13 protein-coding genes are annotated in these 20,407 nt (G+C 52.2%); 7 read left to right on the top strand and 6 right to left on the bottom strand.

Annotation, left to right across the window (positions count from 1 at the left end):
- Window positions 1-35 precede the first annotated feature (35 nt).
- A complete protein-coding gene (locus H6F94_RS23175) occupies window positions 36-1,919 on the top strand; it encodes a CHASE2 domain-containing protein (protein ID WP_313949358.1) in 1,884 nt (627 codons plus the stop codon).
- 168 nt (window positions 1,920-2,087) lie between these two features.
- A complete protein-coding gene (locus tag H6F94_RS23170) occupies window positions 2,088-2,870 on the top strand; it encodes a DUF928 domain-containing protein (RefSeq protein ID WP_190804584.1) in 783 nt (260 codons plus the stop codon).
- A gap of 28 nt (window positions 2,871-2,898) precedes the next feature.
- Here H6F94_RS23170 and H6F94_RS23165 read toward each other — a convergent pair whose 3' ends face one another.
- Both H6F94_RS23165 and H6F94_RS31790 read right to left on the bottom strand, forming a co-directional pair.
- Window positions 2,899-5,610 carry a CHAT domain-containing protein gene (locus H6F94_RS23165; RefSeq protein WP_190804583.1) on the bottom strand — a complete coding sequence of 904 codons (2,712 nt, stop codon included), beginning with the start codon at window positions 5,608-5,610 and terminating at the stop codon, window positions 2,899-2,901.
- A gap of 572 nt (window positions 5,611-6,182) precedes the next feature.
- A complete protein-coding gene (locus H6F94_RS31790) occupies window positions 6,183-6,422 on the bottom strand; it encodes a hypothetical protein (protein WP_199320588.1) in 240 nt (79 codons plus the stop codon).
- Between H6F94_RS31790 and H6F94_RS23160 the strand changes: the two genes are divergently transcribed.
- Together H6F94_RS23160 and H6F94_RS23155 are read left to right on the top strand one after the other, a co-directional pair.
- A complete protein-coding gene (locus H6F94_RS23160) occupies window positions 6,416-7,915 on the top strand; it encodes a ShlB/FhaC/HecB family hemolysin secretion/activation protein (RefSeq protein WP_199320587.1) in 1,500 nt (499 codons plus the stop codon). The two genes, H6F94_RS31790 and H6F94_RS23160, sit on opposite strands and share 7 nt — an antisense overlap.
- A 216-nt stretch (window positions 7,916-8,131) precedes the next feature.
- The gene (locus tag H6F94_RS23155; RefSeq protein WP_190804581.1) at window positions 8,132-8,557 is read left to right on the top strand and encodes an STAS domain-containing protein; all 426 of its coding nucleotides are present in this window, start codon (window positions 8,132-8,134) and stop codon (window positions 8,555-8,557) included.
- Between the two features lie 117 nt (window positions 8,558-8,674).
- On the opposite strand, the gene H6F94_RS23150 is transcribed toward H6F94_RS23155, so the two are convergent.
- The 3 genes from H6F94_RS23150 to H6F94_RS23140 form a co-directional block, all read right to left on the bottom strand.
- A complete protein-coding gene (locus tag H6F94_RS23150; RefSeq protein ID WP_190804580.1) occupies window positions 8,675-10,675 on the bottom strand; it encodes a hydantoinase/oxoprolinase family protein in 2,001 nt (666 codons plus the stop codon).
- 170 nt (window positions 10,676-10,845) lie between these two features.
- A complete protein-coding gene (locus tag H6F94_RS23145; protein ID WP_190804579.1) occupies window positions 10,846-11,385 on the bottom strand; it encodes a hypothetical protein in 540 nt (179 codons plus the stop codon).
- 471 nt (window positions 11,386-11,856) lie between these two features.
- Window positions 11,857-13,410: an OmpA family protein gene (locus H6F94_RS23140; RefSeq protein WP_190804578.1), complete on the bottom strand. Its 1,554-nt coding sequence runs from the start codon at window positions 13,408-13,410 to the stop codon at window positions 11,857-11,859.
- Between the two features lie 178 nt (window positions 13,411-13,588).
- Here H6F94_RS23140 and H6F94_RS23135 point away from each other — a divergent pair, with 178 nt between their 5' ends.
- Genes H6F94_RS23135 through H6F94_RS23125 form a run of 3 tightly spaced genes read left to right on the top strand, consistent with a single transcriptional unit; the run spans window position 13,589 to window position 15,816 of the window.
- The gene (locus H6F94_RS23135) at window positions 13,589-13,786 is read left to right on the top strand and encodes a hypothetical protein (RefSeq protein ID WP_190804577.1); all 198 of its coding nucleotides are present in this window, start codon (window positions 13,589-13,591) and stop codon (window positions 13,784-13,786) included.
- The gene (locus tag H6F94_RS23130; protein WP_190804576.1) at window positions 13,786-14,589 is read left to right on the top strand and encodes an MBL fold metallo-hydrolase; all 804 of its coding nucleotides are present in this window, start codon (window positions 13,786-13,788) and stop codon (window positions 14,587-14,589) included. Before H6F94_RS23135 ends, H6F94_RS23130 begins: the two co-directional genes overlap by 1 nt.
- A gap of 27 nt (window positions 14,590-14,616) precedes the next feature.
- On the top strand, window positions 14,617-15,816 hold the full coding sequence (locus H6F94_RS23125; RefSeq protein WP_313949357.1) for an aldo/keto reductase: 1,200 nt from the start codon (window positions 14,617-14,619) through the stop codon (window positions 15,814-15,816).
- A gap of 100 nt (window positions 15,817-15,916) precedes the next feature.
- On the opposite strand, the gene H6F94_RS23120 is transcribed toward H6F94_RS23125, so the two are convergent.
- Window positions 15,917-20,386, bottom strand: a complete 4,470-nt coding sequence (locus tag H6F94_RS23120; protein ID WP_190804575.1) for a PAS domain S-box protein — start codon at window positions 20,384-20,386, stop codon at window positions 15,917-15,919.
- Between the last annotated feature and the right edge of the window lie 21 nt (window positions 20,387-20,407).

Raw genomic sequence — 20,407 nt, 5'->3', positions numbered from 1 at the left:
CCGCTTGAACGCAAGGTGCAGAGAGATTGACGGCCGTGAGATTAGCAGCGGCGATTCGGCGAGAGCTAACCATCTGGCGAGTAGGTGCTTTACCCGGTTTGATTGTGATCGGGCTAGTGATGGTTAGCCGTTTTACTGGAGCCCTAGAAACCTCAGAATGGAACACATTAGACGCGTTTCTCCGCCTTCGCCCCTCTGAGCCCACTGACGAGCGAATTCTGATCGTCGGGGTAAATGAAACTGATATTCGTCGCTTCGGTTACCCTGTCCCTGATCGTGATCTAGCTCTCCTGTTCAGAACTCTACAAAGTTATCAGCCTAGAGCAATTGGCCTGGATATTTTTAGAGATTTGCCAGTCGGTTCTGGTCGCTCAGAACTGGCTGCTATCTTTCAACAAAATAAGAATTTAATTGTGATTGAACGGGCTTTGAAAGGAGCCGGTAACTCTACTGTCAATCCCCCTCCAGAGTTGCCTGCTCAGCAGGCTGGTTTCGCTGATGTTCTATTAGACTCCGATGGCCGTCTACGGCGTAGCTTATTAGGAATTAATACAGAACAGGGATACAAGTTTTCACTGGCTCTCCGCTTAACAGAGCAGTATTTAAGAACTGAAGTCAGTAATGGAATTCGTGACAAAAATGCCATGCGTCTGGGTAAAACAGAGCTACCCCGATTCTCCGTTAACTTCGGTGGCTACATCGGTGAATCGGTTGGCACAACCAGTCAACTGCTGCTGAACTTTCGTGGTGGTCTAGCCCCTTTTCGTAGGGTTTCCTTCAGTCAAATTATTGATGGGCAAGTCAAGCCTGACTGGATCCGCAACCGGGTCGTCATCATTGGCATGACGGCCGACAGTGTCAAAGACAGCGTGAATACAACAGCCGTGGCTGGCGATGGTCAGAAGCGCGGTTTAGTCGATGGTGTTGAGATCCAGGCCCATGCAGTGAGTCAGATAATCAGTGCCGTCCTCGATCAGCGGCCACTGCTGAACGCTTGGCGTGAGCCGTGGGAATACCTCTGGGTCACGGTTTGGGGCCTAGTCGGCATTGGCTTGAGCCGGTTTGTTCATTCTCCGCTTAGAGTTTTTCTGGGTTTAATGCTGGCCAGCCTGATCTTGGTGACTGCCGCTTATTTGCTGCTGCTCCTGGGCTGGTGGATTCCTGTGGTTCCTGCGCTGCTGGTCTTGGGTCTCAATGGGGCTGGACTCACGCCTTTTTATCAATACAACCGTTACCTAAGGGCGCAAATTGAGCAGCGACAATTAGTCATTGATCAGACTTTCGATGCCATTCACAATGGCCCATTACAGATTTTGGCGCGACTGCTCCGCCAAGCCCGAGAACAAGATGAGCCCTCAAGTCGCCTTTTACTAGAACTAGAGCATCTCAATCAAGAATTACGCTCAGTCTACGAATCAGTGCGCCGTGAAAGCCTGACGCAAAACGACAGCCTGTACCTCGGCGAGGGACAGGAGCTTGACTTACAAGCGCCTCTACACGAAATTCTCTACGAGGTCTACTCTGACACTCTGCTACGCGACTTTCCCTGCTTCAAAAGCATCAGAATTAAAATACGCCAATTTGACCCGATTGATGATCGCAGCCTCACTGCCGATCACAAGCGCAGTCTCTGTCGCTTTCTGGAAGAAGCCTTGTGCAATGTTGGTAAATACGCTACTGCCGCGACTCGGCTCAGCGTCATTTGCACTCAGGAAAAGAATACCTATGTGCTGCGTATCACTGATAACGGTGCCGGTTTAACCACAAACTCTAAAGGCCGGGGAACGCAACAGGCTGAGAATTTAGCTCGTCAACTAGGCGGCAAATTCCAGCGACTTCCTCAAAGCCCTAAAGGTACCGTCTGTCTTTTGAGCTGGCCAGTGATTAAGAAACGTTTCTGGCAACGCCACTCGAGTTAAATGTCCGGTTGGCTACTCTAGTCTGTGCCAATTTCAGCCATTAGCTTTGCAGTAATCAACATGGGATTTGCCATTGGTTGCAGGTTAACTGTCGCAAAAGACGGCTGTCGGCTTTAACACCTTCTTGTATGGTGTGAGTGAGCTAAATGAGCCAGTGGTCCATTCGATATGATGATTCAAATGTTAATACTCAGCTTTAGCCGTTATGGCAACCACAAATTGCTCTTGAGTGCTATTCTCGGCCTCTCGCTTGCCTTGCCGTCAACTGCCCTCGCTCAATACATACCGCCTGGAGGGCCACCGGATAATCCTGGCCCCTCTGGGACTGCTGGTACCCGAGGCGGCTGTCGAGGTGAAGCTGGACCTGCACTCACGCTATTGGCTCCCCTAGAACCAGCTGGGCAAACCAGTTCGACTCGGCCAACCTTTGCCTGGTTTGCACCCGGCAGTGAGGCTAAACCACTCCAGTTCAAACTTTACGAATATAACGCCAACAACCAGCTCAATCCTCAACCAGTGCAAACTCTAGAGTTGCAAAGTTCGCCCGGCATGATGCAAGTATCCTTGCCGACTAACCAACCGGGCCTGAGTGTTGGACGAACTTACCTCTGGCAAGTGGTTATGGTTTGCAACCCCAATCATCCGTCTGGTGATTTGATTGCCAGAAGCCAAATTCGTGTGGTTGAGCCATCGCCTAGCCTGGCCCGAGCTTTAGCGGCAACGCCTGATCGCCTAATGCGATCTCAGCTCTATGCAAGGGCCGGTTTTTGGTACGACGCTTTAGGAGAAGCCCTAGCTGCTGCCAGTGACCCCAAATCGCGGGATCTTGTCTCTAGTCTCTTGGAAGATCTGGCCCGCTTGGAAGAGTCAGGACCTGGCCCTAGCGCGAGGCGAAGTGCTTCCCTGCGGCAGATTGCTGCCTTGCAGCGTCAGGCGTCAGCTCGGCGCTAGACGCACTCAAGAAAGAGATCAGCAATCCCTAGAGCCAGTTGCCGATCAGAGTAAAAGGGGCCCAGTAAGCAGGATGGGCAGAAAAGCCACCCTTGTTAATCACTGCCTGCTGGGCTGCTCGCAAGGCCTCAGCTTTGCTCAGCTTGGCATCGCGCAAACCATCGTAGAACTGAGTTACTAACTCAGCTGTAACCGCGTCGTCAATGTACCAAAGGGACGCTAGGGCGCTTTTGACCCCTGCCTGGATGGCCACACCTGCCAAGCCAAGCGCTGCCCGGTCATCTCCAGCAGCCGTTTGACAAGCTGTAAGGGTTAATAACTCGACTGGCCCTATCTTGCGATTGACACTCCGAATCACAGCATCCAAGTCATTGATCGTGAGCTTGTCGTTATTGCCCATTACCAAAAAGGTATTTTCTGGTTCTGAACCAAACTCGCCATGAGTGGCAATATGTAGAATTGGATAGCTGGTTGTGGTCAGTTCCTGCCGCAGTCTCTCTCGCGTAAATTCCTGGTTTAAGAGTTGCTTGCTGCCTGGCAATTCAGTCTCGACTTGATCAATTTCTAGCCCAACATTAGATAGGGCTGGGAAGGTGCGACCATCAACTGCGGATTCCTCAGTCAACCCCAGCGCTAGAGCCCGAAGACCTTGCCGGTCCAAGGCTTTGGCGTCAGTAAGGGTAAGGCTGGCAGTTGTGGCGACAGCGTATTTTTGAATCAAAAATTGCTGGCCATCGTGAAGGGCAGCCATGGGTACACTGCGCAGAATGCCGTCCTGCACAAATACCAGGGTTGTTGTTTGGGTGCGAGCTAAATCTTCAGCAAACGGACGGATAATCCAGTCATAGACTTGCCGTGACAAGGTGGGATCGTAAATCAAATCAGCCCGTCGTTCTAAAATTCTGCGGAACTCATTAATTGTTTGTCTCAGTCGTTCATTATCGATATTGAGCCAGTGCAGTTTTTTCTCGCCATCAGGCAGGCTCACTAAAATAGCAGTTCGATCGCGGAAAATAATCGAATTTATAATCGCAGTAGCACTGCCTATACTGTCCTGATTCAATGGCTGTGGCCCCACTGCAAGTACACAGTCATTGCCGAAATAGTTTTGCAGTTCAGCTAACTTCAGTGAATCAATCGTGTTTAGCACCGAGCTTAATTCCTGCGTGCGGTCTTTAGCCGATACCGATGGAAGGAGTGCTCGGCTCAATCTCAATTCGGCGAGGTCACGATAGATAGGATCAACAGTGTCGCGAAAATCAAACTGTAAATCTCGACTGGCAATCAGAATGTCCCCGCGAATTGTCTCTAAGGTATTCACAGCTTGCTCGTAGGCTTGGATAGCTTCCGGTTGCCGATTTTGAGCTTTGAAAATTCGACCAGCTTGCCATTCCCATAGATAAAGACTGTCTTTAGCCAGCAAATTTTGATCGGCAGCCCATTGAGCCTGCCGAGTTAATTCCAATGCCTTGGTATAGTCTTGGCGACATTCGTAAATGTGCCCCAACTTGCCCAGGGCAAAAGACTCTGAGCGGCGATCCTGAATGCGTTGAGCAATGGCGGTTGCTTTGCTGAGCAATTCAATCGCTTGGGGTTCTGTCCGAGATTGCAAGCACTGGGGTCCTGCCAAACTTAGATTGAGCGCCAAGGCTGGTTGCAGCAAGCTGGCTAAATCAACAGCAGCATAGACTTTCTCCCGGTCGTCGGGCAGACGGTCGAGCAAGGCCACGGCCTGTTGCAGACTCTCAGCCGCTCGATCTGAATCGTTGCTGCGGTGATAGGTGGGTACCAGGTTGAGCAGGGCCCGTAATTGGGCGGACTGATCCTTCTGGCTGCGTGCCAATTGCAGGCTTTCTTGGAAATATTGCAGGGCTTGGCTGTCTTGGTTGCGCCCTTGAGTTCGCAGTTGACTGGCTTCGTTGCTACCACCTCGTTGCTCCGCTGAACTAGCCTGACGGTACTGGCTTTGAGCAAGACTGGCATGAGCATTGCCCAAGTCATTTAAGGCAGCAATTGTGTACGTCGTTTGGTTCAGCTCACGGGCCAATTGCAGCCCTGCGTTCAGGTACTCGATCGCCTGCCCATACTCACCACTCAGCCGGTAAGCATTGCCCAAGCTGCCCAAGGCTGCTGCCTCGGTTGGACGGTCCTGCTGACTACGCGCTAGTTGCAAGGCGCTAGCCTCAGCGCAATTGTGCGCTTCGCCGTAAGCACCACATAGCAGGGCGATAGCCTGTCGGTGCTGGCCTAAACTGCTGTAAGACTGGGCTTGCTCAGTTAGTAATCTGGCAACCTGCCGAGAGTCGCCGAGCTGACGAGAGGTAGCAATCGCCTGCTCCCAGTGGCTAATCGAGCGGTCAATCTGCCCCAGTTGTTGGTAAGCCCTCGCCAAATTTTCCAGTACAATCGCTGTTTCGGTCGGGCGATTAGCGTTGCGGTAAGCGACCAAGGCCGGTTGCCAACGCTCAACTGCTCCCTGGAAATCTCCAGCCTGATAACGTTCAACGCCTTGCTGCACCTGTTGATGTTGGCTATCCGCTTGAGCCGTAGTAGCGGCTTGTGCTTGGGCTTTTACCTGCGCTTTTACCTGGGGCATTACCTGGGCGGTTGCCATACTGCCCAATTTGGGACGCCCGTTCTGCCAAACTACCGGACCCAACCACAGGCAGAGAGCCAAACTACTAAAAAATAGAATGCCCAAAATTTGATAAGGTCTGGTTCGATAGCGTTGGCGGAACATAGCAGAACTCCAACGGAAAACTGAACTGAATTTGTGCTCTTAAACCTACCAAAAAGCGAGCAGTTATAAACAGCTTTAGCAATTTCTCCGTGAATGCTTCAATCAAGCAATGAACCTACTTCTGGCTAGCAGAGCCCCTAAACACGCTTAAGTGACGTGTTTAGGGTTCTCGCTAATTTTTGTAGCGGCTATGCCTTTAATGCTTCGTTACATTCTATACTACGGGGTCCTGCTGGACAGATTGAGAACTCCTATAGCTTTTGGCCTAAGGGAGTCTGTCACCTGGTAGACGCGAGCTTGTTGGTAGCGTTTGTCACCTCACACTGTATTATTGCTTATGCTCTGTTATTCCCGAACAGCAGTATCCTAAGTAGCGGTTGGCTGAAGGGTCTTAAGAAGCAATCGAGATTCATCCAGGTCAATGTGGGGCGTGTCAACGAGAGGGAGAAACGATCCGTCGATGCTGTTTTGTTCTCAGAAGCATGATCAGCTGAACAACTTTTCGCTCAGCCCACTTTTAAAGGCTTGTTTAATCTCAGGTCTCAGTATTGCAACCGTAGCGAGTCTTGCAACTAAAAGTTCTGCTCAGAGTCCGCCTGCTGGATCAGAACTTGAATTGGGCTCGCTTCTGCTCGATTTCGCTCCGGGTGCGGTTGCTCAAGCCCCGACTCAGCCCCGACCACCTCAGCTGCCGGACAATGCCCCCGATCCTGGTCAGCTGTTACCCCGGCCACCGGAGCCACCCCGTCCCTCTCTGCCTGAAGAACCAGCACCACTGCCAGAGCCCAATCTTGAGCTGCCAACAGTGCCATCTGTGCCAGAGCGTTCTGCTCCTGATAGCGAACGTTTTTTGGTGCAGGAAATAGAAGTGTTGGGTAGCACAGTTTTGCAAGCAGAAATTGCAGCCCTCACCCAACCCCTAGAAAATAGCGAACTCACATTTGAGGACCTAATTAAACTTCGCTCTGATATTACTCAGCTCTACATCAACAACGGCTATATCACTTCCGGTGCGTTCTTACTGAACAACCAGAATCTCAGTAGCGGTGTGGTTCAAATTCAAGTCATTGAAGGACAACTTGAGCGAGTTGATCTCAGCGGTTTAACCCACTTACAGGAAGGCTATGTGCGCAGCCGCATTGCTGTAGCAACCGGTCGCCCACTGAATCAGCGACGGCTCGAACAAGCCTTGCAATTATTGCAACTAGATCCCTTACTAGACCAAGTTAATGCAGAGTTGACTGCTGGCAGTGCTCCTGGTCGTAACGTCTTGCAGATTCGCCTGCGCGAAGCTCCTCCGTTTCATGCTGGTATTTCAGTTGCCAATCGTCAATCGCCCAGTGTGGGTTCCGTGGAGGGCAATGTATTTGCAGTGCATGACAATCTGTTTGGCTTTGGCGATCGTCTCAGTGCTAGTTATGGTTTGACAGAAGGACTGGATACCTATAGCGTCAGTTATTCTGTGCCTCTGAATCCACTAGATGGCACGCTCAGCTTGAGCTATAACAACGGCGACAGTGATGTCGTTGAAGCACCCTTTCAAAATTCAGGTATTAGAAGTGATACGCGAACCCTCTCATTGAGTTTTCGCCAACCGATCTTGCGCTCACCGGAACGCGAAGTTGCTTTGGGTCTAGCTCTCGATCTTCGGCGCAGCCAAACTTTCTTGCTAGACGAGCCTTTTCCCTTCGGCGAGGGTCCTGATGAGCAGGGACGTTCCAAAGTAACCGTGCTGCGTTTTTTTCAAGATTGGGTCGATCGTCAACCTCGACGGGTATTGGCAGCTAGATCACAATTTAGTCTTGGCCTAGATGCCTTTGATGCAACCGTGAATGAGGCAGGACCAGACGGGCGGTTTTTTGCTTGGTTAGGGCAGTTTCAATGGGTGCAGCAATTAACTTCAAGAATCGTAAGTTTGGTCCGAATTAATGCACAATTAACTCCTGATTCGCTGCTGTCCTTAGAGCGTTTCAGCCTGGGGGGAATTGACACCGTACGTGGCTATCGCCAGAACCAATTAGTGTCTGACAATGCGGTTTCAGCCTCCCTGGAAGTGCGCATTCCCGTAACTGGGGATCCGAATGTGCTGCAACTAGCTCCGTTTTTCGACTTTGGTACGGGTTGGAATCGGGGCGGCGCGGAAACCACAACCATTGCCAGCGTGGGTTTGGGTGTGCGCTGGTTGGTGCTTCCGGGTCTATCGGTGCAAATCGATTACGGCATTCCTCTGGTCACGATTAGTGATCAGGGCAACTCCTTGCAAGACAAGGGGCTCCATTTCGAGTTGCGCTACCAGCCGTTTTGAGAGGGCCGCTTTGAGAGTGCCCCTTTGGGCGGGCCGCTTTGAGAGTGCCAGTTTAAGGGCATCTTTCAATGCTTTGCCAGTTTCGGCAAGTGGTGAGTCCTAAGCTGGCAGTGGGGTTGGCCCAGAAGGGAATGCACCGCCGAGTGGAAACCGATACCTTGAGAACAAGCAGCGCAAAAGCCTCGTTCTCTAGCCGGTTCGCTGTAGGAGGAACTGATGTTGACCACCCCTCAATCCCTCGCCAACTTCCTCCGCACCGCTTGCCCCAGTTTTGAATCTATTGGCATCCACCCAGAAATCGCTGAGCTCTGGACTACCCCAGTCGCTCGGGTATCTCTGCCTGTTCGCGCCGACATCACGGTTGTGCGAGACATCCGTCAGCAGCTCAAGCAGGCCCTTGAGCCGGGAGCACACGACCTGCTGATCGATTGCAGTCAGGTTCGCTTCATCGACAGCTCCTGCATTGCAGCGATCATGAAGGTTGTCGAGTGCTGCGAAGAGTCACAGGGCAAGGTGGTCCTGTTTGGTGCTAATGCCCATGTACAGTACGTGCTTTATGTTCTGGGGCTGAGCGAGGTGCTGCCAAACTTTGCTGACGAAGCTACTGCCCTGAGTGCCCTTCAGACTCCGTCCTATAACTAAACCCTGAAATTCTAAACCCTGAGACTGGATCCTAGAATCAAGCCCTGAAATTTGGCCCTGGAATTTAGCTGTTGAACTGGGCATTGCTAATTCAGATCAACCAGCTCTTAGATTGCGTCATGTGTTGCGCAGAACCAGGGTTCCATAAGTGTCAATCTCCGCTTGCCAGCCCGGAGCGATGACTGCAGTACTTTCAGGCATCTGTACAATGGCAGGTCCACTGAAGCAGTCTCCCTGCCCCAGTTGGGTGCGATCGTAAACGGCAATCTCTTGAAATTGGCCCTCAAACCAAACCGGGCGTTGGCCGATTGGCTTAGCTCCCGTTCCCGCTGGTTCCACTAAGGTTGGCTTGGGCACCTTCAGCACCGCGCTCAGACGAAAATTCACGAACTCAACCGGCTGGTCTGGCTCACTGTGGTGGCGACGGAGTTGATGCAGCTGATGGAAGGCGGCAGCAATTTGGCCTGGCGTCCAATCAACCTCAATGGGCACTGTCAGCTCGTGGCTTTGCCCCAGATAGCGCATGTCTAAGCTGAATTCGTATTGGCGCTGGTCCGGTTGCCCTAAGCTGGCGCGACTTGCGAGCTCTGCATAAATGCGTTCGATCTCTTCGGCCTGAATTTGGTCGCTGCGGTACAGCCGCGAGTACACCAAGTCCTGACGCTGATCAGCAATTGCCATCCCCAGCGCCGACAGCACCCCGGCCCAACGCGGCACTAGCACCGTAGTCATGCCCAGTTCTGTTGCGACGGCACAAGCGGATAGTGCGCCCGCACCGCCGAAAGCTAGCAGTGCCAGTTCTCTAGGGTCGATGCCGCGCTGAATCGAGATCAGGCGTAAAGCCTGACAAATATCCTCAATATTGATGCGCAGGATGCCACCTGCCGTTGCCACCCAATCCAGCCCTAAAGGTTCACCCAATTGGCTAATGGCTTGTTCTGCAGCTTGCCGGTTCAAGCGAATTTGCCCTTGAGTGCCCAAACTGGCATCAGCCGCTAGATAACCCAAAACCAAACTGGCATCAGTCACCGTGGCTGCTGTGCCACCTCGACCATAGCAGATCGGTCCTGGCACAGCACCCGCGCTCTGGGGACCCACCTGGAGTAAGCCCCCACTATCGAGGTAAGCGATAGAGCCGCCGCCAGCTGCCACTGTGTGAATATCGATCTGCGGGGCTCGAATCGGGCAGCCGGCGACCGTCGCTTCTGTCCGAGTGGCTAGCCTACCGTCTAGCACCAACGAGCAATCGGTGCTGGTGCCGCCCACGTCGTAGGCCAGAATATTGGCAAAACCCGAAAGTCTAGCAATGTAAGCCGCACCTACTGCGCCGCCTGCCGGCCCCGATAGAACTGTGCGCACCGCAAAGGACCGCACTAGCGGCACAGTTGCCAACCCACCATTAGATTGGTTGATCAAAGGAGCTGGTAACCCCTGCGCCTGAGCTTGCTGGTCTAGTCTGTCCAAATAGGCGGCGACACAAGGATTGAGGTAGGCATTGACTGCAACCGTGCTACAGCGCTCGTACTCGCGGAACTCACTTTGTACTTCACAGCTCAGTGAGACTTCGATGTCTGGTAGCCCCGCTCGCAGGGCTGCTCCCAACTGTTGCTCATGCACTGGGTTGCGATAGCTGTGCAAGAGGCAGACCGCCACTGCTTGCGGTGCAATTTGCCGCAGCTGCTCCACGACAGTAACCACGGCCTCTTCAGTCAGGGGTAGTAGAACCTCACCCTTCGGCCCAATCCGCTCTGCCACCGGCACCACCCGTTCTAAGGGCACGAGTGGCGGAACTCGCTGCGCACTTAAATCATAGAGAGCTGGTCGGTTCTGGCGGCCGATCTCCAGCAACCCGGTAAAGCCAGCCGTGACGACTAACGCTGTCTTGGCCCCGGTTCGCGTTAGGAGCGCATTGGTGCCGACGGTCATCCCGTGGGCAAAAGTCTGAATCTGGGTAGAGGCACCGCTGACTGCAACTGCCTGAAGCACGCCAATTGCTGGGTCTTGGGGAGTGGTCGGCACCTTGGCGGTGTGCACTTGTCCGTTGTCGATGGCAACCAGATCGGTGAAGGTTCCGCCTGTATCTGTTGCCAGAATGACCGAGCCTTGCGATGAGTTCATGGCTTCAGTGGGATAGGCTCACGTGCTGGCAAATCACCTATCCACTCAGCCTAGGGTATTGGCGTCCGCTATCGCTATTGAATCGCTATTGAAATATAGGAAACTCAGCCCAATTGTTTGACCCGATTATCTGGCCCAATTGCTTGATCTGTAGCAGAAATCGGACGGGTCTACCGCGCGGGGACTTTAGAATCGAGCCAGCGAATCCCTGTAGCAATATCCTCCTCAGACAGCTCCGACACGCCCACCTCTACGCTGGGCTGTTTGCGCCGGACGTAATCTTGCAGGCGTGCGATCTTCTCGCCTCTTTCTAGATCGCTCAGGCTCTGCTTAGTATGGGTAGATTGTAGCTGTTTGTTGTTAATGTACTGTTTGAACCGTTCCTGTAGGTTCAGCTCCACAGGCAACTCGGTCTGATCGCCAAACTCGTCTATCAAACTCTCCAAATTGGAAACGGTTAGGCTTTGACGTTGTTGCACGGGGGCTTGGTGCTGGATCCAAAGGCTATAGGTCTCATTGGTTTTAACCAACACAGAGACTTGACCTTGGTCTAGAGAAGCGCGGCAGGCTCGTACTGCACCCGCAGTGTCATGCGCAGGAAAACGGTTGACATAACGGTAGAGTTGATGGCGGTAATAAAAACCTAATTGCTCAACCTCACCCATTCGGATGCGGCAAGGTTTCACATCAGCTCCGGTTAGGATTAACATACGGTCGTCCTGGGAAGAAACTAGTGGGTGTGGGCACTTAATCCCCTTGGCTATAAGTATTGACTAAATTGAGCTGAATTCACTAGAGCCATGTGGCCTATTTAAGAGGCTTAAACAACAGACGGCTTTAATAGGAGTATCAGGAGCATCGATGGCTCTAAGTAATCTTACGCTGAAAGCTTGAAAATCCTTCTGCACTCTGCTTTGTGCCTGAGCTTTAGGCCTGAGCTTTGGGTATAGGCTTTGAGCTTAGGCTTAGAACCAATGAGGGTCGGAAACAGCCTCGATTTAATAGCTAAACCAAGTGTTTAAATCTACTACGTCATTTCTAGAGTTTTTCTGCGGAGTCTTTCACTTTGTTAATTCTACTGAGGCGGATATTTGCTAAAGGCTTGTACTGTGTGCAGACGCTTTAGGGTAGTTGATATTACGGATATCGTCTCTATCCTTTTGCTAGCCCGAGATGACCTCTTAATTGACCCGAATCAGACGGATTTCCGTGCGTTGATTTCTGGGATCATTAGGGGCAAGGCTAGGTAGGGGTTGGCTGAAGCCCTTACCCTCAGCCGTGATGTTGTGCTTAAGGCCCCGGTTGCGCAGGTAGGCGGCCACAACCTGGGCACGCTGTTGGCTAATCGCCTGATTGGTTGCTGCAATGCCTGAGTGCGAGGTGTGACCAATAACCCGAACAGCAACGGTCTGGGCGTTAAATTCAGCAATTTCCTGGGCTAATTGGTTCAACGTCTGTTTGCCCTGAGTTGTGAGCTGGGTCGAGCCTACGGCGAAGCTGACTGCTCCTCGCACCCGCAGATTGCCAATGTCGGGCGCATTCTGGAGCTGGGCTAGACTGCGAGGGACAGCAGCAGTCACACTCTTACCTATCAAACGGTCTGCTAACTCCGGGTTATCGGCCCGTACAAGGTCGATCAAAGTCTGGCTGGCGGTGGCCGCTTGGCTAATGAACTGGGCAGTGAACAGGGAGGTCGTGTCTTGAGGCACTTGGTTGAGGTGCCCAGCTAATACCAATACCCCTGCAGTTGAGCCAATTCGGCGCTGTAGAGTGCCGTTGGTTAGCCAGCCTTGAGCCTCAAGGGCTGTAAAAAAATCGATTCCCTGTAATACGGTTGCGGCACTGTTGGTCGAGAGCTGGCTGTCCTCAGCAATCTGAGCTTGTAACTGAGAAGTATTGCGGATGCCTGCATCAATGTGCTGGTAGTAAGTCTCAACGAACTTAGACACAGTGCTGGGTTGAGATTGCACCAGCCGCTTAGATGCCACCAACACATCAACGATGGCCCCTGGTACATCTTTACTCGATAGGACAACGGTATAGCCCTGTTGCCGTGCTTGAGTGACGAACGGTTCCCACAGGACGGCAATGGCCACGTTGCTGTTGGGATCTTGCAGGAGCTGCCAGGCATCGGAAGCATCCGCAACTTTACTGATCTGAAAGTCGGCCAGGTTGAAGGCTTCAAACTTGGTATCGAGCAGTAGCGCCAAATACTCGCTTGGTGTATCACCAGCGAAGGCCATGCGTAGCGATTGACCTTGAGGACGAGCCTGCGCAACCAACTGTTGCAGATTGAGCAGCGATTTGAGATTAGGGTATTTTTTCGTATTTAGGACAACGGCATCAGCACCAGCGGTTCGGTCGATGAGAGCGACAATTTGGCCCTCGGGTCGCTGTTTCAAAAACTGATCCAGTGTGGTGGCTAATAAATCTGATTGCCCTTGATTTAGCAGTTCTGCCCGCTTGGTCTGATTGAACTCATCGGCATAGCGCAAGTCCACACCTACGCCTTTGAGAGCCTTCTGAAAGCTGGGGCTGCGAAAGGTGCTGTAGCCGCTAAAAGTGTCACCGAGCAGGGCTAAGGACTGCCCTGCCGGTACCGATTGGCTGACCGAGGGCTCTGCATTGGGCAACCAGCGTGGCACTAACCCGCCCAACACCCAGAGACCTGCGGCTGTGACCCCAGCGATAATGGCAAGGGTCTTCATCAACGCTGGTTCAATCTGCTTGCTCATCTGCCTCAAACCTCAGCTTGTAGGAGATCTCAACTCACGTTTGCTGCAACTAGACCTATATGTCTCTCTACTAGTTACAGCGAACTGTATTGTTAGCTACCGTAGGCTACTAGGGCAGCCTACGCCGAAGCGCTGACCGGCTTCTATAATTGTTAAGCAAAGTAAAAGCCTTTTTGTAATGCCTAAAAGTTCTCTTTTCCTTGGTAGCTCTACCGTCAGTGCCATTGCCGCAGTAGGTTGTGTCTTTGAACTGCTTTACGGTCAGCCTCGCTTTGGAGTGGTTGCCACCAGCATCATTTTGTTGGTGAGTGTGCCGCTCACCGCAGCGCTGTTTTATTGGGCAGTGCAATCTGGGCGCAAAGAACAGGAGAGTTGATGCAACTGACCCGGATCGACCTCAATTCCTGGTTGCTACGTCTCGCTGACAAAACGGTACTGATTGACCCCTGGCTGGTTGAGCCAATGGTGATCTACCACCCCTGGCTGTTTGAACTGCGCCGTCAACAGGCAGCACCCTTCACCCCAGCCACATTACCCCCAGTGGATCTAATTCTGCTATCGCAGGATCTGGATGATCACAGCCATCGGCCCACGTTGGCGCAACTCGACCGTAGTATCCCCGTCGTTGCCACACCGGAAGCGGCTCGCATCGCCCGCTCCCTGGGCTACAACTCAGTCACCCCGCTCACCAATTGGCAAACTCATCAGTTGGGAAGCCTCCGAATCACAGCTGTCCCAGGTGCCAAGATCCAAGGCGTCCAGGAAAACGGCTACCTTCTCCAGAGCGCTTCGCAGGGTGATGATTGCACGCTCTACTATGAGCCCCATACCGTTGCCCCTGCAATGCAACGGCAGCTAGCCCAGCAAGTGGGCCGGGTCGATGTGCTAGTCGTGCCAGTCGTCGGTCAAGTCTTTCCCGTTCTCGGACAGGTGATCATGGGACCGGAAGAAGCGCTGGCCGTTGTGCAGGCAGTACAACCCCGGGCTGTTGTGCCAACCGCGCTCGTGTCAGACAGTATGCAAGTTAGTGGCTTGTTGCCTAAGTTGATCCGTAGTCTAGGCAGTGTGGCTGAGTTTCAGGACCGCCTAAAGGCGTCGGGTCTGGCCACGCAGCTTTACACGCCCGGACCGGGTGAAACAGTAGAATTTGCTGCCATTCCTTCTACTTTCAGCCCTTAATGCCCTTAATTGAGAACTGAGTTGGTCATGAAGTCCACAGTTGCAATGGTACGGCGGCGTTTTGGTCGCACCAATCTTCAGATGCCGGTATTCTCTTGTGGGGGAATGCGCTATCAGCACAAGTGGCAGGATATCCAGCCCCGTGAGGTTCCGGCGGACGGCCAAGCCAACTTAGAGGCAACGATTCATAGAGCCTTAGAGCTGGGCATCAATCACATCGAGACGGCACGGGGCTATGGCTCCTCGGAAATGCAATTGGGCTGGGTGCTGCCTAAATTGCCGCGCGAGTCGCTAATCGTGCAAACCAAAGTTTCCCCAGTGGCCAATGCCCAAGAATTTCGGCGCACGTTTGAGCAATCTCTGGCTTATCTGAAGCTGGATTATGTTGACTTGCTAGGCCTTCACGGCATCAACACGCCACAACTGCTGGAATGGACGGTGCGCAAGGGCGGTTGCTTGGATGTGGTGCGTTCACTGCAACGCGAGGGAAAGGTGCGCTTTGTCGGTTTTTCGACCCACGGTCCCACCGATGTGATTGTGCAGGCGATTAACACGGGCGAGTTTGATTATGTCAATCTGCACTGGTACTACATCAATCAGCTCAACTGGCCTGCCATTGAAGCTGCCACTCGACAGGATGTGGGGGTTTTCATTATTAGCCCCACAAACAAAGGGGGCTTGCTCGATCGGCCGCCGCAAAAGCTGGTGGACCTGTGTTCACCATTGAGCCCGATTGTCTTCAATAACTTGTTTTGTCTATCTCACCCTCAGGTGCATACGCTTTCGCTAGGGGCAGCGCGGCCTCAGGATTTTGATGAACACCTGAAGACTCTAGAGGTGCTCGACCGTACCCAAGAACTGTTGCCGCCGATTATAGGCAGTCTGGAACAAGCCCTCGTCGATCGCCTCGGGGCTAATTGGGTTGAAACCTGGCAGCAGGGGTTGCCCAAGCCGGAGGAGACGCCGCACGGCATCAATATTCCGATGATCCTCTGGCTGCGTAATCTGGCTCTCGCCTATGACCTGGTTGAGTATGGCCGCATGCGCTACAACCTCTTGGGCAGCGGCGGACACTGGTTTCCAGGCCAGAGTGCTGCCCGACTCAATCGCCGTGAGTTGCAGAAGTGTTTACTAGCCAGCCCCCACCGCGACATTATTCCTGATTTACTAGCCGAGGCGCATGAGATCTTGGGTGGGGAGGCGGTGAAACGGCTCTCGCGGAGCTGAGGCAGGCTGAGGCCCTAATTATTGCTGAGGCAGGCTGAGGCCCTAGTTATTTACTTTGACTCGGTGTCTTAGGTACTGCTAGATAAGCTCTTGTTGCGCTCTACAGGCTTCGGGAGACAGGGGTTTGGGGCAAGAGCACGGTGAAGACCGTCTGCTTGGCTTGGCTCTGCACACTGATTTTTCCCTGCAAATGTTCCGCCAGCTTTTGCACCAGGGCCAGACCCAAGCCGGTGCCCCCCTGTCGCCAGGGATCGGCATTGGGAATACGGTAGAACTTGTCGAAGACACGGGTCAATTCGGCCTGAGGCAGTTCTTCACTGTTGCAAACGGCGATCGCAATCATGGGGACTGGACCGACGATGGCTTGAGCTTTGAGCGTAATCGTGCCATTCGGTCGGGTGTACTTACAGGCGTTGTTGAGCAGCTCTGAGAGAATGCGGCTCAGTTCCTTCCGGCCTGAGATCAAGGGCGGTAGATCAGAGGCAAGCTCGACCCGAAACGTTTGCTGCCGTTCAAGGATCCGCGATTGGAACGGTTCAATCAGGTCAGGAATCCAATCTTGCAGTTGTAAAGATTCTGCTTCTATAGGAGCTAGACCGGTTTCTAAACGCTGTAGATCTAGTAAGTCGTTAATCAGTTCAATCTCACGGGCACACTCCGTTTGCAGAATTTCTAAATATCGTTCACCATTTTTGGCCCCAGCCGTTGTTTTTAACATGTGAATTGCCATACGCATGTTGGAGAGTGGGGTTCGCAATTCATGGGAGACAGTGCTCAGAAAATCATCTTTGAGCCGATTCAAATGCTCAAGGGCAACGACTTGAGATTGTGATGCTTGGTAAAGACGAGCCTGTCGGATAGCAATAGCGCACTGGTTGACCACCTGCTGGGTCAATCGCACTTCCATTTCGTCAAAGGCACTCTCTGACTGCTTAAATAACCACAGACCGCCAATAACCCCTTGCTCATCAAAAATAGGGCAGGCTAAGGTTACTGCTCTAGGCCGACCGGGCAATGGAAATAACTCACAAAACTGAAGGTATTTTCCCTGAAAGAGATAGTCGTAAATTTCAGAGAGCTCGGCAACTTCAAAAACTTGGTCTTGTAGGGAGGGCCAATCCTTGAGACCATATTCGTGCTCGATGACTAGATGGTCGAGCTTGCCCGTATCGGAGTTGATAACGTAGGCAGCGGTATTGCAATAGTCCACGTTCAGAGCGAGGACTAACTCTCGCACAGCAGTGCGCAAAATTTGCTGCTCATCCAAGCTATCTCGCACCTTATCGGTTACTCGCTTGAGCACTGCTTCAAATTCGAGTGCTTGCTGCAATTGGGCAGTGCGTTCCTGTACCTGATGTTCAAGCTGGCTGTTAAGTGCTTGCACCTGTTGATAGAGCTGAGCTTGTTGAATGGCCATCGAGAGCTGATCGGCAACAGCACAAGCTAGATCCACTTCGGAGTTTTGCCAGCTATGGCTAGAGTTCACCATTGATAGACTCAGGCAACCCCACAGGGAACGCTGAAAGTGGAGAGGCACTAACAGCCAGGCGCCAGGAAAGGCTTGAGCAAGGTTCTGATTGACTTCGCCTTGTTCAGTGTTGGTCGTGTCGTCAATCTGAACAATCTCTAGCTGCTTCAGGCGAAGACTCACTAGATTATTTGTGGATGGAATCTCTAAGCCTAAGGTCACAGGCAAATCATCTCGTTGACGATAATCAGCGACTCTCAGCCAAACTTGCCGTTCAGATACATATTGAAAGATGCCAGAACGATCGACTTGCAGCAGCTTGCCAATCTCCTCTACTGCCGTTGTAAAAATAGTGTTTAAATCGAGCGAACTGCGAATCACTTGTGTAACTCGGTTAAGCGCTTGGGCTCGTTGCGCCTGATGTTGAGTTTGTTTGTAGAGTTCGGCCTGCTGAATAGCAATAGCTAGCTGATCTGCTAATCGTTCTAGTAGTTCGATTTCAAAGGGCTGCCAATAGCGGGAACCAGAACATTGGTGAGCAGTTAGAACCCCCAGAAAATGAGCACCTTGAATTACAGGAACAGCTAGGGATGATTTAACTTGATATTGCTGAATAAACTCGTCAACTTTTGCGGGAAATGAAAGCTGCTGAAAATCGGGCATCACACTAATGTTACCCTGCTGAAAATGGGTAAGGCGCTGCTTGGCCCAGGCCTCGTGAAGTTCAGTTGAAATCTCGCCAATCAGGTTGAGACCTGGGCCTACTGACTGAGCCAAAACAAGGCTAGTTTCGATGCTAAAGCGGAACAGGACCATGCGATCGGCTTTTAACAACTGGCGGATTTCTGCAACCGCAGTCGAAAAAATCGTGTCTAGATCGAGTGAGTTGCGAATCGTTTGTGTGATTCGGTTTAATGCCTGTTCCTGTTGGGCTTGGAGTTGGGTCTGTTCATAAAGTTGGGCCTGTTGAATCGCAATAGAAACCTGGGTTGATAATTGCTTCAGCAGATCAATCTCAAAACTTTGCCAGCTACGGGGCCCAGAACATTGGTGAACAATCAACAGTCCCCACAATTGATGATCTTGTGGGATGGGAACTACCAAGTCGCCTCTGACCTGAAATTGGGCGACTAAATCAAGGTGATATTGATCGATCTCTGCAACGTGAATATCCTCTATTGCTATGACTTGTCCCTGAGACAAAGATTGAATATAGCTTTCTCCTAAAGGGTTAGTAATCTTCATGCCAACCATCGGTGTCCAGCCGATGCCAACAGACTCCACAACAACAACCCCGGTCCAATCCGGTTGAAAGCGGTAAATAACGACCCGGTCGGCCTGGATAAGTTGCCGAACTCCTGTCACGGTTGCATTGAGGATCTCATTAAGATCTAACGATTGCCGAATCCGTAGAGCAATGGTTGAGAGCAGTTGCTCCCGCTCAGCAGTTCGCTTACGCTCAGTAATATCGTGCCCTACCGATTGCACTTCAATTAATTGGCCTTGCTCATCCAGGATGGCACGGTCGATCCACTGCATCCAGCGAATTTCGCCATTGCCCGCTACTTCTCGATGCTCAATAATGGCGACAGGATTATCGCGGTTCAGCGTAGCCAAATGTTGTTCTAATTGTGCTCGGTCCTGCTCCAATACAAAAGGCTTATAGTTTTGACCAATTAACGTCTCGCGGGGTTGATTGACGTGGCGACAGTAGGCTTCATTGACAAAAGTTAGGGTGCCATCGGGCCGTGAACGGCTAATTAGTTCCGTTTGGTCCTCAACAATGGCGCGGTAGTAAGCTTCACTTCTACGTAATGCCTCTTCCGCTTGCTTTCGCTCTGTGATATCTTGCCCAATCGCTTGAATTTCAACTAGACGGCCCTGCTCATCGAAAATGGCTCGGTCAGTCCACAGTTGATAGCGTAATTGCCCGCTTTGATTGATGAAATACTCTTCAATACTGGCGACAGGGTTTTCTGCACTAAGACTGGCAATATGCTGAGCGACTTGGTCACGATCAATATTTGGATTCGAGGCCCAAAAGGGATTGCCGATCAGCTCTTTCTGGTTGCGCCCATAGTAGCGACAGAAAGAGTCATTGGCGAAGGTTAAAGTCCCATCAGGCAAAAAACGACATAGCAGTTCAATCTGGTCCTCAACAATAGCTCGGTAGCGCGCTTCGCTCTGCTGAAGTATGGCCTCAGCCTGCTGACGTTCTGCTTCCAGTTGCTTGCTTACGGTAATGTCTTCAATCGTGCCTACATGACCCATTAACTCTCCCTGGTCAGAGAGCCGTGGTGATGTGCGAACTCGGACCCAGCATATGCTCCCATCCTGCCTCAGAAAGCGGTATTCCTGGAAGCATTTCTGGCCCGCACGCGCTGCGAGTGACCACTCAGCAAACACCCACTCGCGATCCTCTGGATGAACAGCCTTTGCCCAGCCTTCACCCAGGCTTTCCTCCAGCGTCAAACCGCAGATCGCTTGACACTGAGGGTTCGTGTACAAGCACCGGCCTTCAGTGTCTGCCAGAAAGATGCCAACCGGGGAGCAGGCGCTCAGGGACCGGAACAACTCTTCGCTCTGGCGTAGGGCGGCCTCTGCCCGTTTGCGCTCGGTGATATCTTGACCGGAGCCAATAATGCGCCAGACTCGACCATTAGCATCCCGAACGGCTGAAAGAGTCGTCAACAATTGGCGGGGTGGCTCTGTTACAGAACCCTCACCAACAGAGGAGCCAGCAATGGGTTGAGCATCAGGTCTAGCCAGCCAGTTTGGCGGGCGATCGAATGATTCCTCATAACTAATTGGCTCAGCGTGCTCTAGACAACGCCTGTAGTTGGCACAAACTCTGTCAGCAATTTCTGGAGGCAGGCATTCATGGGGGCGAAAGCCAGCAATCGCCTGATTAGAAAGTCCAGTCATCCGTTCGTCGGCTGGATTACAGCCCACGTAACGAAAGGCAATCACCTCTGCGCCGCTTTCGTCCTGAATGGTTTCCACATCCACGATGAAAATGCCGTCAGAGATATGTTCAAAAACATTACTCAGTGCGGCTTCATCGTGCAGCCAAGATTTTTGAGCGGGAGGTTGCCCTGACATATATTTAACCTGTACCTCAAT

The sequence above is a fragment of the Leptolyngbya sp. FACHB-261 genome, from assembly GCF_014696065.1.
In the GTDB taxonomy this organism is placed as follows: domain Bacteria; phylum Cyanobacteriota; class Cyanobacteriia; order FACHB-261; family FACHB-261; genus FACHB-261.
Note: the sequence above shows the minus strand (reverse complement) of the source record. Positions and strands in the feature narration are given on the sequence as shown.

What these genes read in the sequence shown, in the direction of transcription:
- H6F94_RS23170 (WP_190804584.1), top strand. Translation starts at nt 2,088, where the DNA reads ATGATGATTCAAATGTTAATACTCAGCTTTAGCCGTTATGGCAACCAC.
- H6F94_RS23165 (WP_190804583.1), bottom strand. Translation starts at nt 5,610, where the DNA reads ATGTTCCGCCAACGCTATCGAACCAGACCTTATCAAATTTTGGGCATT.
- H6F94_RS31790 (WP_199320588.1), bottom strand. Translation starts at nt 6,422, where the DNA reads ATGGCACTGTTGGCAGCTCAAGATTGGGCTCTGGCAGTGGTGCTGGTT.
- H6F94_RS23155 (WP_190804581.1), top strand. Translation starts at nt 8,132, where the DNA reads ATGTTGACCACCCCTCAATCCCTCGCCAACTTCCTCCGCACCGCTTGC.
- H6F94_RS23150 (WP_190804580.1), bottom strand. Translation starts at nt 10,675, where the DNA reads ATGAACTCATCGCAAGGCTCGGTCATTCTGGCAACAGATACAGGCGGA.
- H6F94_RS23145 (WP_190804579.1), bottom strand. Translation starts at nt 11,385, where the DNA reads ATGTTAATCCTAACCGGAGCTGATGTGAAACCTTGCCGCATCCGAATG.
- H6F94_RS23140 (WP_190804578.1), bottom strand. Translation starts at nt 13,410, where the DNA reads ATGAGCAAGCAGATTGAACCAGCGTTGATGAAGACCCTTGCCATTATC.
- H6F94_RS23135 (WP_190804577.1), top strand. Translation starts at nt 13,589, where the DNA reads ATGCCTAAAAGTTCTCTTTTCCTTGGTAGCTCTACCGTCAGTGCCATT.
- H6F94_RS23130 (WP_190804576.1), top strand. Translation starts at nt 13,786, where the DNA reads ATGCAACTGACCCGGATCGACCTCAATTCCTGGTTGCTACGTCTCGCT.
- H6F94_RS23125 (WP_313949357.1), top strand. Translation starts at nt 14,617, where the DNA reads ATGAAGTCCACAGTTGCAATGGTACGGCGGCGTTTTGGTCGCACCAAT.
- H6F94_RS23120 (WP_190804575.1), bottom strand. Translation starts at nt 20,386, where the DNA reads ATGTCAGGGCAACCTCCCGCTCAAAAATCTTGGCTGCACGATGAAGCC.